A 17231-nucleotide genomic window follows, 5' to 3' on the forward strand; every position below is an offset into this window, starting at 1 on the left:
TTTTTAAACTTTCAACCTAAGCTTATTGCGTGCTATATTTGTAGGGTAATAATTAGAAAAAAATGTTTTTAAAGCTCGGTGTAAAAGTTTTATTTGTAATGGTCGAGTTATTTCTCGGGTTTTACAGTCTTGTAATCAGTGAAAGTTTACTGGTTAAATTTATATTTTTCGTAGTAACTGCTGCGATCGTCGCCTTTGGAATTTTGAAAACGATTGATAAAGTCTTACCAACTAATGGAGAAATGCTCCAGTTAGGATCGGAAGATGAAGAATAATAATTGAGAAAGAAGAATTAAATCCGTTGATTTGCATCAACGGATTTTTTTTGTCTTAAACTCAACCAATTTAATTAGCATGAGACTCGTTTGTCTTGCAGACACGCATAATCTGCATCATCATTTACCCATTCCTGATGGCGACGTGCTTATTCATGCCGGAGATTGTACAGATGGTGGCACCCGGAACGAAACCAATAATTTTCTAAAATGGATGAGTGACCAACCTCATCCCTACAAAATTCTCATACCCGGGAATCACGATTTCTATTTTGAAAAAAAGGAGTTATTAAAAACCATTCCTGAAGGCATAGAAGTTCTTCTTGACCGGGAATTGATCATTAATGATAAAAAATTCTGGGGATCACCAGTAACTCCAGGATTGGAGAACTGGGCATTTAACAGAGAAAGAGGTTTGGCAATGCAAAGGCATTGGAATAAGATACCGGAAGATACAGATGTGCTAATTACGCATACCCCTCCATTCGGAATCATGGATCAAATTGCTTCCGGAGAACGTCTTGGATGTGAAGAATTGCTGAAAACATTAGACTTCGTTCAGCCGAAAATTCATTTGTTTGGACATATTCATTACTCTTCAGGTTATCTAAAAAGGAACAAAACTTCATTCTACAACCTGTCTATTCTTGATGAAGCTGGTAGCATCATGCGTTCACCGATGGTTTTAGATCTGTAATCTGAATTATTTGTAAACAAAATTATGGTAAGGTTAAAAATTTATTAATAAGGGAAGTATTACATTTTTATTAACAGCTTTTAGCCTGTCTAATAGTAATTTAGCCATTGTAAATCATACAACAATACACCTAACAATAAGCTTACAATGAACAATTTTACTACCCCGGAGTTAATAGACGAGGTTAAAAATCTCATTTCTTACAGTATCTCTAATAAGAATCTTGAGTCCTCGAATTTTCAGTTAATGCATAGAGCCATCGTTAAAAAATATTTCGAAGCTAAGAATGTGCATATCAACTATGACGAGCAAACGATCGAATTACAATTACCTGTAGGTCAGAAAAAATATACAAATATCACTTTTGAGTGTATGGACCTGGAAAGATTTTTACAATCCTGTCTAAAAAAGGATGAGAAAAGCATCTTTTTCTATGAGACAATTCTTTCTCATTATAATATTACTTCAGCAGCATAGTAAACATTCTTGAAGTACCCATAAAGTTTCGGTCCCTACACCGAACTTTTTTATTTCTGACTCCCTCCTATTTCTTTAAGCTTCTCTACATTTAAAGGTTTCGATAGAAAACCGGCCAACTTCGGAAAATTCTCAAAACGTTCTTTATCTGAAAATGCGATCGACGAGGTCACGATGTAAATTTTTGTATGATCGTAAACTTCCGGAAATTGAGATTGCAAAGCCTCCAGAAACTGCCAGCCATCCATCAAGGGCATATTAATATCCAATAACATGACTGAAGGTAAATTCTCTTTATTGTCGCTATAGTACTTCAGTGCCTCCTTTGGAAACTGGTAATATTCTGCCAGCCTGAAAGCACCAGATTTTTCAATGTACCGACTAATGATCATTTGATAGACCTCATCATCGTCTATTACTGCTATCTTATCTGTCATTTAAAAAAAACTTTAAAGGTTGCCCCTGCTCCGGGTGTACTCTCCACATCAACAGAACCTCCCATAGCCTCCACCTGATTTTTGGTAATAAAAAGACCAACACCTCGACCATCATTTCTGCTGGAAAAGGTTTTATAGAGTCCGAAGATCTTATCACCGTAAGCATCCATATCTATCCCAATTCCGTTGTCTTGTACTTCAAGTACCCATCGCTCATTTTTTAGATAGCCAGAAATAGTAATTTCCGGAGTTCTGGATTTATCGGTATAACGAAGCGCGTTGGTAAGGAAATTTAATAATACGCTTTCCATATAAGCCGCATTAAAGGAAACCTCCATTGCAGCAGGAACCTTGTTTCGGACTCTGGCATCTTTGCGGTTGATCTGCGGAATGAGGATTTCCAAAGTACTTTCCAGTGTTTCCCGAACATTGATGTTTTGCACACTAATATCCATATTGGTGCTAATGGAAACCACATCATTTAAATCATGCAGAGACTGGTCAAGGTTCCCTGATACTTTCTGAAGCAATTCTATATACTGACCCTTTTCCTCTACTGAATCTTCTTCAGTATATAATTCCAGAATAGACTGCATATTACTGGCATGAGAGCGTAAATTGTGTGAAACTATGTAGGCAAAGTTTAGCAGACGTTTATTCTGTTCCATCACCAGTTCATACGACTTTACAAGGTTAAGTTCTGCTTCGCGCTTTTCTGTAATATCCCGAAGGCTCACCACGAATCCATTCACATTCTGAACGTCCAGCATATTGGTTAGCGTCGCATTTACCCAGAACCAGAGATCTTCCGCATTTTTTACCCGAAGGATAATATCTACAATAGGTACGTTGGGCTTCGTATAAGAGTATTCGATCTTTTGCCTTAAAAGATCATGATCATCTGGATGGATATAATGCAAAACACCATGAGCGGTAAAATCGATCTCTTCATATTTGGACACTTTAGCCAGTGAAGGAGAATAATATCGAACGCTATTCTGGGTATCTACAATAAGAATGATCTCATCACTATTTTCTACGAGAGCTCGAAAACGATTTTCATTGTCAATCAATAATTGCTTTGCCTCCATTCTGGCAGAAATATCTTCGATAAGTGCGATCTGTGAAGTCGCCTGCTCCCCTTCTGCCCATAATGGAGAAACACTTAGATTGATCCAGATGGTTTTTCCATCGCTTCTAATCAGTCGTTTTTGCAGGCTGTAATGATTGATCTCATTTTTACGAAGTTTATCAATAAGTTCAATATTCTTCTGGTTGTCATCAGGATGAGTAATATCGATATGTGATTTACCCACCAGGTAATCTTCAGGATAGCCTAACAATTCCTGAAATTTCTTATTGGTCTCCAGGATAATCCCGGTGTTGGTGTCAAGACGAGCCATCCCGATAGCTGCCTGGTTGAAGATCGTTCTAAAACGTTGTTCACTCTCCGCTAATTCCCCTGCCTGGGACATCATTCGCTGCTGCATGATCACAGGACGTTTTAAAACCTGGTAGAGAATATATGCAACCGCTCCACCGAGAAAAATGATAAGTAAGGCAACTGGAATAAGTCTTAGAAATGGCTGGTGTAATGACTGCGGAATAATATATAATCGCCATTCCCCATCTGGCAGAGTGATCACTTCGGAATAACTCTCGTGCAGATCTGGTCTGGACTGCAGAAAAAACTCTTCCATTTCTGTAACCGGATTTATCTTTGAAAACTGAAACTGATAATCATCACCGGATAATTCGTGGATCCCTGACTGATGAATAAGGTTATCGAATTTAATAATAACGGCTACGAAACCCCAGAAGTCATTTCTTATAAAAACAGGTAATCTTCCTACCACAGCAAGGCCACCCTGTTTTAACTCAAAGGGACCGGCGAAGAACATACGCTTTCGTTCGATCGCTTCCAGCGCCTCTTCATTACGGGTTGGGTCTTCGAGAATATTGTAATTGATAGCATCCTTGTTCTCTTCAAATGGATATACTTTGGTAATAACGCCATCGGGTACGATCTGGATCGCATCAATGTTCGGGTTGTTATCTACGAGCTGAGATGCAATGAGCTCAAAGTTATCAATCTCACCCTCTTCGTCGATCTGCAAGGCTAATGAAAGGGCTGCAGAATAACTGTATTTAAGGGATTGGTCAATGTTCTGGGCTACCACATCGATCATGGAAGACATTTCGGTCTGCCTGTCGTCTACCAGGATCTGGTAACGCTGCCATAGCATAAAGAACCCCAGGATCACAAGCACCAGCGCACTAACCAGAGAGATCAGTAACAACTTCAGGTTAAAACCTGGAAGGTTCGGGTATTGGTTAGTTTTTGACATTCAGTGGGTTCAGGCCTGTTGAACGAGACTTTGAAATGTTAAGGTTCAAATATAGCTAAATATGTATAACTTATTCGGGATAGAAAAAGAGGTAAAAGAGATATAAAAAAACCCGGCGAATAGCCGGGTTTAATGTTATTACCAGTACCAAATTATAGTTTCTTTCAAAGCATCTTCAAATTCTGAATCCGCTTTCCAGTTTAATTGAGACCTGATCTTACTAGCGTCAATGGCGTAGCGCTGGTCATGTCCTGCCCTATCCTTTACAAAGGTAATCTGCTCGCTGTAACTTCCGGAATCCTTCGGTTTAAGTTCGTCCAGCAATGTACAGATCTTGTGAGCAAGCTCTATATTCTGGATTTCTGCATCACCACCAATATTATATACTTCACCCGCTTTACCTTCCGCATTAACCAAATTGATCGCTTTTACATGATCCAGCACATATAACCAGTCACGCACGTTCTTTCCGTTGCCATAGATAGGAATATCCTCCCCGCTTATAGCCTTACGAATGATCGTTGGAATCAGCTTTTCTTTATGCTGCTTTGGACCGTAATTATTGGAACAGTTCGTAATAACCGTATTCATTCCGTAAGTATGATGGTAACTACGCACCACCATATCTGAAGCCGCCTTACTTGCCGAGTACGGAGAATTGGGTGCATAGGGCGTTTCTTCAGTAAAATATCCGGTTTCACCAAGGCTTCCATACACTTCATCTGTGGAAATATGATGGAATCTGCAATCTCTATATTCTTCCCTGTATTCAAAAGGCGCTTTCATCCAGGTCTTAAACGCAACATCCAGAAGATTAAAAGTTCCGTTCACATTAGTTTCGATAAAAACACCTGGATTGCTAATAGAATTATCTACATGAGATTCCGCAGCAAAATGAATAACTCCGTGGATATGATGATCCTGAAAGATCTTTTCCAGCAGGTTACGGTTGCAGATGTCTCCTTTTATAAATTGATAGCGAGGATTGGATTCCACTTCACTAAGATTCTCCAGATCACCAGCATAGGTAAGTGCATCCAAGTTAATAATATGTTGTTCCGGAAATTGCGCCAGGTAATAGGGTATGAAATTAGAACCTATAAAACCTGCACCACCGGTAACCAGGATTGTTTTGTTTTGATTGCTCATTGTCCTGCTCTCTTTAATAAGTATTCTCCATAGGATGATTTCCCCAGTTTTTCTGCCAGTTGTGCCAGATCCTGCTTGCTTATATAGCCTTTTTCATAAGCGATCTCTTCCAGGCAGGCTACTTTGAGTCCCTGTCTTTTTTCCAGAGTATGAATAAAATTCCCTGCCTCGAGCATAGACTCATGTGTTCCTGTATCCAGCCAGGCGTAACCACGATGCATGATCTCCATTTTCAAGTTGTGATCATCAAGATATGACTGTATCACAGAAGTGATCTCCAGTTCCCCACGTTTGCTAGGCTTTACATTTTTCGCGACTTCCACAACCGAATTTGGGAAAAAGTACAGGCCTACGATCGCATAATTGGATTTTGGTATTTCCGGCTTCTCTTCCACGCTTAAGACATTACCTTCAGCATCAAATTCTGCCACCCCATACCTGGATGGCTCATTTACATAGTATCCAAAAACTCCGGCTTTTTGCTCCTGTTCCACCGTAGCGACCGACTTCCGAAGTAAACTCGTAAATCCATGTCCGTAGAAAATATTATCTCCTAGAATTAAAGCAACGTCATCACCACCTATAAATTCTTCCCCAATGATAAAAGCCTGCGCAAGACCATCTGGTGATTCCTGCACCGCATATTGAAAGTTCATGCCCAGATCATTCCCATCACCCAGCAGTTTTTCAAAATTACTTCTGTCCTGTGGTGTCGTAATAATTAGAATCTCCCTGATCCCGGCAAGCATCAATACTGAAAGCGGATAGTAGATCATGGGCTTATCATACACATTCAGCAATTGCTTGGACACTCCTTTAGTAATAGGATATAATCGGGTACCTGAACCTCCGGCAAGAATAATTCCTTTCATCTTCTAAAATTTATATGGCATTGCTGCAAATCTAGCTATTTCACCAGAAACCAGTTATTCAGCAGGTTTTCGCGATTATACAACATTTCTTCACCTGTATTATGATCATGCACAGTCTTACCAGCAAAAGTACAGATCGCCTGTCCCGCTGCCGTATCCCACTCCATGGTAGGAGCAAAACGCGGATACTCATCTGCCTTACCTTCAGCTACCATACAAAGCTTTAAAGAGCTCCCCTTAGAAATACTAACTACTTCGCCGTGCTTTTCTTCAAGCTGACTGATATAATCTTTAGTTTCTTCGGAAAGGTGAGATTTACTCGCTACCACGGTGAATTTTTTATTCAAATTTTTCTTCGGAAGCTTTACTGCGGAAGCTTCGAGAGTTTTCATTCCGCTGAAATCCACGATATCATCGACCTTAAAAGAACCCATATTTTCAGCAGCGTAATACAGTTCTTTAAGCGCCGGAACATAGATCACTCCCATCACGGGTTTTTGATCCCTAACCAGGGCAATATTTACTGTAAACTCCCCATTTTTCTTAATAAATTCTTTCGTACCATCGATGGGATCCACGATCCATAGGCTGGACCAGTTCTTACGCTCTTCATACGAAAGATCTCTTCCTTCTTCTGAAAGCACCGGAATATCTGTTGCAGACAGATGCTGCATGATAATCTGGTGAGAAGCAAGGTCGGCTTTAGTAAGCGGAGAATCATCTCCTTTAAAATCTACCTCAAAATCTTCATTTTCGTAGATCTCCATAATTCTTTTCCCAGCTCTCAGTGAAGCTATGATCGCAATTTCTAAATTCTTTTTCATAATTAAATTCTCTACTATTCTTGGTATTAATGATAGTATTCAGAAAACCACTTCAGGTACTCTTTTATACCATTTTCGATATTGACCTTTGGTTCATATGCGTAACGCTGCATAAGCGGCCGGGAGTCTGCCCAGGTTTTATTTACATCTCCCTGCTGCATGGGCATCATATTCTTTTTAGCTTTCATCCCCAGCTGTGTTTCAATTTGCTCAATAAAATCCAGCAATTTTATCGGCTGGCTGTTTCCAATATTAAATATGCGGTGTAGTGCATTTTTATCAGTATCCGAATCATTGATCACCGCATTCACTCCATTAATGATATCATCTACAAAGGTAAAGTCTCTTTCCAGGTTCCCTTCGTTAAAGACCCGGATAGGTTCTCCATTTTTAATAGCATTTACAAATAAAAACATCGCCATATCTGCTCGTCCCCAGGGTCCGTATACTGTAAAAAATCGCAAACCTGTACAGCGAATTTCGTAGAGATGACTATAGGTATACGCCATCAGTTCATTGCTGCGCTTCGTTGCCGCATATAAACTAACAGGCTCATCTACTCTATCTTCTTCTGAAAATGGAACTTTCTCATTCTGTCCATATACACTGGAAGAACTGGCATAAACGAAATCTTTAATGTTATAAAGTCGGCAGCATTCGAGAATGTTGGCAAAACCTACAAGATTACTATCGATGTAAGCCTGAGGATTTTCGATGCTATATCGTACTCCTGCCTGCGCAGCCAGATTGCACACCAGATCAAACTTATAAGTTTTAAAAAGTCCAGGTAAGTTTTCGCGATCCTGAAGATCCATCTTATGGAATATGAAATCGCGATACTGCTGACTCTTTACCGGCTGATTAAATGCGGAATCAGTCGCTGTAATAATTCCTAATTCGGCAAGACGTGCAATTTTAAGGGAAGGGCAATAATAATCATTGAGATTATCCAGACCAATTACAACATGTCCATCCTGCAAAAGTTTTTTGCACAGATGAAATCCAATAAATCCGGCTGCACCGGTAACTAATATCTTCATAAAGATTATAAGCTCAAGCGATCAAAAACTGCAGAAAACAATCCGTGTCCTGTCAGTTCGCTGCTAAAATATTGGATTAAACCGATAAATTATAATTTTAAGGAGCTAAGTGTACCTAAACTACGTCGTGCACGCTGGCGGTAAGTATCCAGCCAAGTTCTTCGAGGATAAGTTTTAGCTTTTTATCACCAACCTCTTTGATCACTGCTGTTTGATTAGCCATTTTACCGGATTTTAGTTTTACCTGATCTCCGGGTTTAAACTGGGTAACTTCCAGATCTGAGATCTTATCATTATTAAGCCATGACCGTATAGCTTCGATCTCAGCATCCTTAGCGATCGCCGGTTTATTGAGCCATTGTAGAAAATTAACCACACCGGGCGCATCAAAGACCTTTGACCTCTCACTTTCAGCGATATTTACAAAGATATAGGATCTGAATAATGGAACCGTGACTTTCTTCTTACGGTCACTCCATTGACGGACTTCCACGATCGTAGGACAGAATACCTCTACTCCCAATTTGGATAGATATTCTGAAGTTTTGATCTCGTGTTGTGATCTTGTTCTTGCTACGTACCAGGGCATACTGCGACGGGTTTAATGAGTATTCGGTTTCACAGTAGGGTGCATAAACTATTCTGACGCAAAGTTCGGAAATTTCAGGCAGGGGAACAATTTTTTACAAGCTTCAAATCCAACACCTGATACTTTTCTGGAAGTTGTGGAGCTGAAGTTCCTGATTATTATAAACCTGGAAATAAGTGTTAGTCAAATTCCGATGATATTATGCTATTGAGGTACGCTTTTGATTTGGGACGATCCAAATTGATTTTACAGGCTTCCTTCGCCGAGCTTCCTTCGACAGGCTCCCTTCGACAGGCTCAGGGCAGCATTATCTCTTGTAACATCAATTTCTACCGGCTCCCTCCGACAAACTTCCTTCGACAGGTTCAGGATGGTGGTATGATTTTCTCTATAATTTTTGTTATAGCATAGAAATGGGGTGCGGGCATATAGCATTGAATTCTTACTCGCGTAATTTCAAACCGGTTTCAGGTTAAATCTTACTCATATCCTGTCTACCGATGATAGTTATTATCTCAACGCAATTATTTAATACTCTATAATAGATGGAATCTGATCCACAAACACATTTTCGGTAACCAGCTTTTATAAAATCAATAGATTCCAATGCGAAAGCTTGTTCTGCAATCATATCGAAATATTCGAAAAACCTCTCAAAATTTTTGTCGGCTTGAGTCACTCCGAATCGCTTTATACCTAATTGATGAATTCTAATTAAATCTTCTTTACAAGATTACTTAATTTGTAATCAGTCATCAAGCAAAGATTTCGATTGCGCTAGAATTTGTTCTTTACTGTTTTTAGTAAATCCGCTTTTCTCAGTTTTCTCAATCTTATTTTTGATATAATCAATCTGAATTTGTTGATTGCGAGCTTGTCTTATCAAAACATTGACCAGTTCACTTTTGCTGGAATATTCTTGATTCTCAACTTGAGATTTTAGCCACTCATCATTTGGCTTTGTGAAGGAAATACTTTGCCTGGCCATAATAGTAGTTTGATGTAAAGTTGCGTCAGAATCACATCAGTCGCAAATTATCCAAAGAAATTTTATAGAATAAAGATGTGATGAAACAACTTCTTTCGTTGGGCTTCCTTCATCAAGCTTCCTTCGACAGGCTCAGGACGGCATTGATTTGATGATCCAGGAAAATCGGATACAAGTTTAGTCAGGGTCGATTTATAATCTGATTGGTATACTATCGGATAAATTCCTTTGGAAATTTTGATTGGATGAGCTCCCTTCGACAGGCTTCCTTCATCAAGCTAAGGATGGCAACATCATTTATTCCAACACCTATTAAGTGATAGAAAGTTTTACATAAGGTTACTGGAACCATATTCGATTTCCTATTCCTAGAACTTCTTTCTCAAGCTTCCTTCGGCAAACTCGGGACAAGCTTCTCGCCCTGACAATATGTAAAACAAAAAAACCCAAACTTTTCAGTTTGGGTTTTTAACATTTTTGTTGGCCTACTAGGGCTCGAACCTAGACTCTTCTGGACCAAAACCAGACGTGTTGCCAGTTACACCATAGGCCAATGCTTTAATGCGGATGCAAATTTAAGACAAAGTTTCTATCGCACAAACTTTTTCAAAAAGATTTTCATTAAAATTTCATTTTTTTTTCTGAAAGCATATTTTTTCTATTCATTTCCAGACACTTCCAAAATAATCGCTTTTCCATTGCGTTTGTAAAGCATTCAGCATATTATTATTAAATTCGCCACTTCAGTAGAATTACACGAGTATTTATGACAGATTTCAACTTTAGTAAGTGGAATAAGATCCTGGGATGGCTGGTTTTTCTTATTGCCCTCACCACCTATACACTTACTCTGGAACCAACGGCAAGTTTCTGGGATGCCGGTGAATATATTGCTACCTCAGCCAACCTGGAAGTTGGTCATCCACCGGGAGCTCCATTCTATCAAATGATGGGTGCGTTTTTTGCCACTTTTGCAACAGACAATACTCAGGTCGCTCTCATGATTAACTTTATGTCTGGTTTTGCCAGCGCCGTAGCCATCATGTTTATGTTCTGGTCTATTAGCTTACTGGTTCTAAAGATCGCCGGACCACGAGAAACACTTACCGATGCTAAGAAAATAGCCGTTCTGGGTAGTGCCCTCGTTGGCTCACTTGCTTTTACTTTTACCGACAGCTTCTGGTTCAATGCCGTGGAAGCCGAAGTGTACGCCATGGCTGCCTGCTTTATGTCGGTTATGTTTTATTTAGGACTACTCTGGGAACGGGATATGTTCACTCCGCGTGGGAATCGCTGGATCATATTGATCTCCCTGGTCATTGGACTCTCTTTTGGGGTTCACTTTATGGGTCTTTTAACCTTACCGGCTATCGGATTCCTTTATTTCTTTAAAAACTATAAGAAGGTTACCGTCAAGAACTTCATCATCGCCAACGTGGTCGTAGTCGCTGTTCTTATGTTTATCTTCAAACTGCTGTTACCTTATACGCTTACTTTCTTTTCTGCTTCAGAATTGTTCTTTACTAATTCCCTGGGAATGCCTTTTAATACGGGAACAGCAATCGCTTTACTTGCGATCATCGCTGTATTCTATTTCCTGATCAATTTCACTCGCAAGCGTAACCTGTATCAGTACAACACACTCCTGCTTTGTATACTATTTGTTCTAATCGGTTTCTCCAGCTGGGTAATGTTACCGGTTCGTAGTAATGCACCAACCGTGATCAATGAAAACAGCCCCGATAATGCCCGTGAGCTACTCGCCTATTATAATCGTGAGCAATATGGTGAAACCCATCTATTCTACGGTCCTCAGTGGTCTGAGATGTATTCCGGACTTGATGAAAATAATCCTTATCGCGATGGAAAACCTCAATATGAGAAAGACGAGGAGCTTGGAAAGTATGTGATCGTAAATGAATATAAAAACGCACGCCAGAACCTGGATGATGACCATAAAGCGGTGCTGCCGAGAATGTGGAGTACCGAACATGCTACTAATTACATGGAATTTACCGGTCCTCTGGAATTCACGATCAAACCAGAATTTCAAAGTGAAGAAAGACTTATAAGTGCGATCAACGAATTCCGCACTCAGTTTTCCCGGGGTGAGAGGGATATGGAAGATTATCATAATTTCCTGAGACAGTTTAGCGATTACATCAATGTAGAAAAACCCTCTTTCTCTTCAAACATCAGCTACTTCCTGGAGTATCAGGTTGGCTATATGTACTGGCGTTATTTTATGTGGAACTTCACCGGGAGACAGGATGATATCCAGGGAAAATTCGGAGATCTGCATGGAAATTGGATTAGCGGAATCGATTTTATTGATGAATGGCATATTGATTCGCAAGAGAATTTACCTTCAGATGTAAAAAATAACAAGGCTCGAAATACCTACTATTTCCTGCCGCTTTTACTCGGCTTAATCGGACTCATTTTTCAGCTGAAAAGAGATCAGAAGAATTTCTGGGTGCTTATGGTGTTTTTCCTTTTTACCGGAATTGCGCTTAAAGTTTATCTGAATGAAAGACCTTTTGAACCAAGGGAACGGGACTACGCACTTGTAGGATCCTTCTATGTTTTTGCGATCTGGATAGGCTTTGGAGTCTATGCTATCTTCGATAAACTTAAAGGAAAGATTGGTCCTAAAATTCTCGCTCCGGTAGTGGTGATCGCAAGTTTACTTGCTGTACCAACGCTGCTTGCTTCGGAAAACTGGGATGATCATGATCGCTCCGGTAGAGACACTGCGCTTACCATGGCTCGGATGTATCTGGATTCCATCGACGAAAACGCCATTATATTTACCATTGGAGATAATGATACTTTTGCGCTCTGGTATGTTCAGCAAATTGAAAAATACCGAACCGATGTTCGTGTAATCAATACAAGTTTACTGGCAACCGACTGGTATATTGACCAGATGAAGCGAAAAGCTTTTGATAGTGATGCAATCCCGTCACAATTACCACAGGACTGGTACAACGGAAAGAACGATGCGATCTTCCTGCGAGAAGTAACTCAGGATACGATTGGCATCAAAACCTGGATGAATTATATTCAGAATGAGGATCCAAGAACCATGGCCGAATTACAAAGTGGGTCCATGATCAACACCTTCCCTTCTAAATATGTTCGAATTCCGGTAGACAAACAGAATGTGCTGGATAATAATATCGTAGACCGTTCTGAAGCTAATGAGATCGTTGATCATATAGATATTGAGATTGGTGATCAGGTGCTTTACAAGAACAGGTTGTTGATGCTCGATATCATTGCCAATAATGATTGGAAACGCCCTATCTATTTTACCGGCGGAAGTTTTGGTGACGATGATTACCTGTGGATGAAAGATTATCTTCAACTGGAAGGGGTTACTTATAAACTGGTTCCTATTCAAACTCCTCTTGATCCTCGAAATCCATTCGATATGGGTCGAGTGAATACAGAGAAGATGTACAATATCGTGAAGAACTGGAATTGGGGGAATATGGGATCTTCAGACATTTATCATGATCCTGAAACCCGTAAAAATTCTATTACCTATAGAAGCAACCTCGCAAGACTGACTGAGAATCTTCTTAACGAGGGTGATACGATACATGCTGAAGAGATCCTTGACCTGGGAATGCAACATATGCCAGTCGAGCACTATGAGTATTATACGTTACTGGAACCATTTATTACCGGTTACTACGAAGTTAATAAACCTCAGAAAGCTAGTGAGATATGGGAGAAAGTGACTAAAAAATATCAGGAGAACCTGGAATTCTATAGCAGCTGGGAAGTAGAACGTCAATACAGATATGCAGATGAGATCATTACAGATATGGAACGTTACCGCGGCCTGGTTGACATTATGATGGTTTATGAGGATCGTGAGACGGCCAGAGAAAAAGCCGAAGAATTTAATACCTATCTCAAGAAGTTCAGGCATTTCTACCGTGAAGATGAAGAAATAGATGCTGAAGCAAAATCTCCGCAACAGGAGATACTGGAAGCGCTGGATGGTGCAACTCCCATAGAGCAACCGGACGATTCGGTTTCGCTGCAAAGTGATCAGCAATAAAATTAAACCCGGCCAATTGCGCCGGGTTTTTATTTTTGAATATCGATGAGTTTATTATTGCCTAAATATCCTACAGTCCTGAAACTTCTTTATCCGAAACGTATTTCCAGGATACAGGATGAAAATGCTATTTATCTAACTTTCGATGATGGCCCAATCCCAGAGATCACTCCATGGGTACTGAATCTGCTGGAAGAGTATTCAGCCAAAGCCACCTTTTTTTGTATTGGAGAGAATGTTGAAAAGCACCCGGAAATCTTCCGAAATATTTTAGAAAAAGGACACTGTGTGGGAAATCACACGTACAATCACCTTAACGGTTGGAAAACTGGCAAAATTGATTATATCGAGAATACTCAGAAAACTCAGCAGGAATTTACTGCTAATAAATTCTTTCCAAAGACAAAGTTTTTCAGACCACCTTACGGCAAGATCATGAATGCTCAGGCGCGTGAACTTATGGAACAAGATTATAAAATTGTGATGTGGGATGTAATAAGTGGTGATTATGACCACAGTATTTCAGCAGAAAAGTGCTACCGGAATGTAATAAATAATGCTGTTGATGGAAGTACGATCGTCTTCCATGATTCAGAAAAGGCATTTAAAAATCTCAGGGAAGTATTACCCAGAGTGATGAGATATTATGCTGAAAAAGGCTTTAGCTTTAAAAGTCTTACTGATGCTCCTTTAAAAGACCAATAAGCGTATTTGCATTTTGCTCGCCGCTTTGTCGCCACTTCATTTCACCATCCCTGTAGATCATAAGCGTTGGCAAACCCTTTACTCTCAATGCTTCAGCAAGCTGGGAATTCTTATCCACATCGATCTTTATGACCTTGGCTTTATCACCTAAAGCGGCCGCGACATCACGTAATACCGGATGCATGGCTTCGGAAGCTTCGCTCCATTCAGCATAAAAATCCAGAAGTACCGGAATGTTCAGATCTACTAGTTCACCAAATTTTGACATAATTCAGTATTTATTTTTTCGGTTATTTACCGTGTTTGCCAGCTATAATCAAATATAGGAAATTCTTTGTATTAAGCGGGTTTAGGTCCTTTTTTCAGTTCGATGACGCTAATTTCGGGCCATATTCCTATTCTACCAGGATATGCCAGAAATCCGAAGCCTCTATTTACATTAATATAGCGTCCTGCTTCCTCGTAAATTCCAGCCCAGTGCTTATAACGATACTGCACAGGGCTCCATTTTAACCAACCCGGTATCTCGATCCCAAATTGCATCCCGTGAGTATGGCCGCTAAGCGTTAAATGATAATGTTTTTCGTCCTTCTTAACCTCTTCTTCCCAGTGAGAAGGATCGTGGCTAAGTAATACTTTAAAATCTTTACTGGAGAGTCCGTTTCCGGCTTTTTGAAGATCACCGGCTTTTTTGAATCCGCCAATTCCCCAATTCTCTACTCCAACCAGCGCTATCTTTTCTCCGTTTCTCTCAATAAGACTGTGTTCATTCAGCATTAACTTCCAGCCCATTTCTGCATGCGTATCCTTCAGGCGTTGTAAATTCTTCTTTTTTGCTTCCGGACTTTCCCACTGCGTATAATCTCCATAATCATGATTTCCTAGGATAGAATATACACCGTCCCTGGCATTTACCTGCGAGAATACATCTTTCCAGTTCTCCATTTCCGAAGCTTTATTATTCACAAGGTCTCCGGTAAAAACCACCAGATCACTTTCCTGCTCTTTTAAGAGATCAACCCCATACTGTATCTTTTCTTTATTATCGAAACTTCCACTATGTACATCACTAATCTGGCTGATGGTATAACCATCAAAAGCCTCGGGAAGGTCATCGAAATAAAGTGTATATCGTAATACCCTGAAGTTATATCGACCTTTTACCATTCCGTAAAGCAAACCAGCAAACGGAATTGCAGCAAGACCCAGAGCAACTGTACTTATAAATTTCCTTCTTGATGGAATAGAAAAACTTTCTGAAGAGCCGAATAATTTTTGAAAACCAGCAAATGGCAGTCTTAGAAAATCCTCCCCTAGCAGAACTAAAGCAAGTACAATTTTCGCTACAAAGAATGCAAGAAAAATACCTATCGCGTATCCCCTTCCACCCCCAAAACCATCATTAGGATTGGGCTGGTTGAATTGATAGAAAAGATTGGCAATCACAATGATCGAAATCAGGAAATAGAACGAGGCAACCCATACATTCTTTGAAAATACCCGTAAAGCCTGAAAAGCGTAAAGATCTACGATGATGTAGATAACGGCAAGAATTAACCAGCGCATTAAGTAGTTTTTTGCGAAGATAATTTTAATTGCAGCGAACCCCAGCTTATTAACGATTCTTTAAGCTCATACTTCTTACAAAGCATTCTATTATTCTTTATTTTAAAAGCATGCTTCGAAATATTACTTTTAGCAAGAGATTTAAATCATGAAACGTCGACAATTTCTTCAGAAAACCGGGATCAGCGTAGGAGCACTTAGTATAAGTTCCAGCCTTTTTCCTCTAAATATATTAGAACCTATGAACATCAAACCAAAACCTGTTGCGGTGGCAACCTGGAATTTTCAAAACGCAACCAAAAAAGCCGGGTCAATGCTGGAAAATGGTTCCAGTGCGCTGGATGCTGTGGAACAGGGAGTGATGGTAGAAGAAGCCAATCTAAAGAATACCACCGTTGGTGATGGCGGCGCGCCAGACCGGGATGGGAATGTTACTTTAGACGCCTGCATCATGTCACCAGATGGAGACGCCGGCGCAGTGGTTTATCTTAAGGAGATCGCACATCCGGTTCAGGTTGCCAGAAAAGTGATGGAAGAAACTCCGCATGTCATGCTGGCCGGTGAAGGTGCCTTACAATTTGCCATTCAGCAGGGGTTTAAAAAGAAGAACCTGCTTACCGAAAGCTCGGAAAGAGCCTGGAAAGTCTGGCTGGAACATAAAGAGTACAGACCTATTATAAATATTGAAAATCATGATACTATTGGGATGCTATGTATGGACGACAAAGGCGATATCGCCGGAGCCTGTACAACTTCCGGACTTTCCTATAAAGTGAATGGCCGTGTTGGTGATTCTCCTATTATTGGTGCAGGTCTTTTTCTGGATAACGAAATTGGTGGAGCTGTAGGTACCGGAATGGGCGAAGCAATTATGAAAAGTGTGGGTAGTTTCCTGATCGTGGAATTGATGCGACAGGGAATTTCTCCGCAGGATGCCTGTAAGGAAGCGGTCATGAGAACCGTTCGCAAGGCGCCTAATTACAAAGATTTCCAGATCGCCTATGTAGCGCTTAATAAGGCCGGGGAAATTGGATCTTACTGTATCCACAAAGGCTTCAGTTATGCTAAGTTTCATGAAGGAATTAGCAGCGACAACCTGAGCCCTTCTTATTTGGATTCTTAGTTTTATATCTTTCTGCGGAACGATATAATCTTTGTAATTTTGAGCTAATCACGAATTTTATTAAAC

Annotated in this window: 16 protein-coding genes and 1 tRNA gene; 6 read left to right on the top strand and 11 right to left on the bottom strand. The window is 40.1% G+C overall.

Features of this window, described 5'->3' with window-relative positions; genetic code table 11:
- The first annotated feature begins 62 nt into the window (after nt 1-62).
- The 3 genes from ABVM50_RS02015 to ABVM50_RS02025 all read left to right on the top strand — a co-directional run bounded on the left by ABVM50_RS02015 (nt 63) and on the right by ABVM50_RS02025 (nt 1449).
- The gene (locus ABVM50_RS02015) at nt 63-275 is read left to right on the top strand and encodes a hypothetical protein (protein ID WP_405199737.1); all 213 of its coding nucleotides are present in this window, start codon (nt 63-65) and stop codon (nt 273-275) included.
- A 79-nt stretch (nt 276-354) separates the two neighbouring features.
- The gene (locus ABVM50_RS02020) at nt 355-972 is read left to right on the top strand and encodes a metallophosphatase domain-containing protein (protein ID WP_405199738.1); all 618 of its coding nucleotides are present in this window, start codon (nt 355-357) and stop codon (nt 970-972) included.
- Between the two features lie 147 nt (nt 973-1119).
- Nucleotides 1120-1449 (top strand): hypothetical protein, encoded by a 330-nt coding sequence (locus ABVM50_RS02025; RefSeq protein ID WP_405199739.1) that lies wholly within the window; start codon nt 1120-1122, stop codon nt 1447-1449.
- 50 nt (nt 1450-1499) lie between these two features.
- Here the strand turns inward: ABVM50_RS02025 and ABVM50_RS02030 are convergent, their stop codons facing one another.
- From ABVM50_RS02030 to ABVM50_RS02070, 9 genes are all read right to left on the bottom strand, one after another.
- Entirely contained in the window at nt 1500-1886 is a 387-nt protein-coding gene (locus tag ABVM50_RS02030; RefSeq protein WP_405199740.1) for a response regulator, read from the bottom strand.
- Nucleotides 1883-4234, bottom strand: a complete 2352-nt coding sequence (locus tag ABVM50_RS02035) for a PAS domain S-box protein (RefSeq protein WP_405199741.1) — start codon at nt 4232-4234, stop codon at nt 1883-1885. Before ABVM50_RS02035 ends, ABVM50_RS02030 begins: the two co-directional genes overlap by 4 nt.
- A 138-nt stretch (nt 4235-4372) precedes the next feature.
- Nucleotides 4373-5383 carry a dTDP-glucose 4,6-dehydratase gene (rfbB, locus tag ABVM50_RS02040; RefSeq protein ID WP_405199742.1) on the bottom strand — a complete coding sequence of 337 codons (1011 nt, stop codon included), beginning with the start codon at nt 5381-5383 and terminating at the stop codon, nt 4373-4375.
- Nucleotides 5380-6255 (bottom strand): glucose-1-phosphate thymidylyltransferase RfbA, encoded by an 876-nt coding sequence (rfbA, locus tag ABVM50_RS02045; protein WP_405199743.1) that lies wholly within the window; start codon nt 6253-6255, stop codon nt 5380-5382. Before rfbA ends, rfbB begins: the two co-directional genes overlap by 4 nt.
- Nucleotides 6256-6290: 35 nt before the next feature.
- Nucleotides 6291-7079, bottom strand: coding sequence for a 3'(2'),5'-bisphosphate nucleotidase CysQ (gene cysQ / locus ABVM50_RS02050; RefSeq protein ID WP_405199744.1), 789 nt, complete (start codon nt 7077-7079; stop codon nt 6291-6293).
- Nucleotides 7080-7105: 26 nt separating this feature from the next.
- On the bottom strand, nt 7106-8119 hold the full coding sequence (locus ABVM50_RS02055; RefSeq protein ID WP_405199745.1) for an NAD-dependent epimerase/dehydratase family protein: 1014 nt from the start codon (nt 8117-8119) through the stop codon (nt 7106-7108).
- Between the two features lie 115 nt (nt 8120-8234).
- A complete protein-coding gene (locus ABVM50_RS02060; RefSeq protein ID WP_405199746.1) occupies nt 8235-8708 on the bottom strand; it encodes a UpxY family transcription antiterminator in 474 nt (157 codons plus the stop codon).
- Between the two features lie 748 nt (nt 8709-9456).
- On the bottom strand, nt 9457-9696 hold the full coding sequence (locus tag ABVM50_RS02065; RefSeq protein WP_405199747.1) for a type II toxin-antitoxin system ParD family antitoxin: 240 nt from the start codon (nt 9694-9696) through the stop codon (nt 9457-9459).
- Between the two features lie 480 nt (nt 9697-10176).
- Nucleotides 10177-10249, bottom strand: a tRNA-Gln gene (locus ABVM50_RS02070).
- A gap of 213 nt (nt 10250-10462) precedes the next feature.
- Between ABVM50_RS02070 and ABVM50_RS02075 the strand changes: the two genes are divergently transcribed.
- Together ABVM50_RS02075 and ABVM50_RS02080 are read left to right on the top strand one after the other, a co-directional pair.
- Entirely contained in the window at nt 10463-13771 is a 3309-nt protein-coding gene (locus ABVM50_RS02075; RefSeq protein WP_405199748.1) for a DUF2723 domain-containing protein, read from the top strand.
- A gap of 45 nt (nt 13772-13816) precedes the next feature.
- A complete protein-coding gene (locus tag ABVM50_RS02080; RefSeq protein ID WP_405199749.1) occupies nt 13817-14476 on the top strand; it encodes a polysaccharide deacetylase family protein in 660 nt (219 codons plus the stop codon).
- Here the strand turns inward: ABVM50_RS02080 and ABVM50_RS02085 are convergent.
- Complete coding sequence (locus tag ABVM50_RS02085) at nt 14448-14744, bottom strand: co-chaperone YbbN (RefSeq protein ID WP_141878856.1); 297 nt, start codon at nt 14742-14744, stop codon at nt 14448-14450. The two genes, ABVM50_RS02080 and ABVM50_RS02085, sit on opposite strands and share 29 nt — an antisense overlap.
- Nucleotides 14745-14815: 71 nt before the next feature.
- On the bottom strand, nt 14816-16042 hold the full coding sequence (locus tag ABVM50_RS02090) for a metallophosphoesterase (RefSeq protein WP_405199750.1): 1227 nt from the start codon (nt 16040-16042) through the stop codon (nt 14816-14818).
- Between the two features lie 148 nt (nt 16043-16190).
- Here ABVM50_RS02090 and ABVM50_RS02095 point away from each other — a divergent pair, with 148 nt between their 5' ends.
- Nucleotides 16191-17165 (top strand): N(4)-(beta-N-acetylglucosaminyl)-L-asparaginase, encoded by a 975-nt coding sequence (locus ABVM50_RS02095; RefSeq protein WP_405199751.1) that lies wholly within the window; start codon nt 16191-16193, stop codon nt 17163-17165.
- Nucleotides 17166-17231 lie beyond the last annotated feature (66 nt).

This window comes from Christiangramia sp. LLG6405-1 (genome assembly GCF_045055805.1).
In the GTDB taxonomy this organism is placed as follows: domain Bacteria; phylum Bacteroidota; class Bacteroidia; order Flavobacteriales; family Flavobacteriaceae; genus Christiangramia.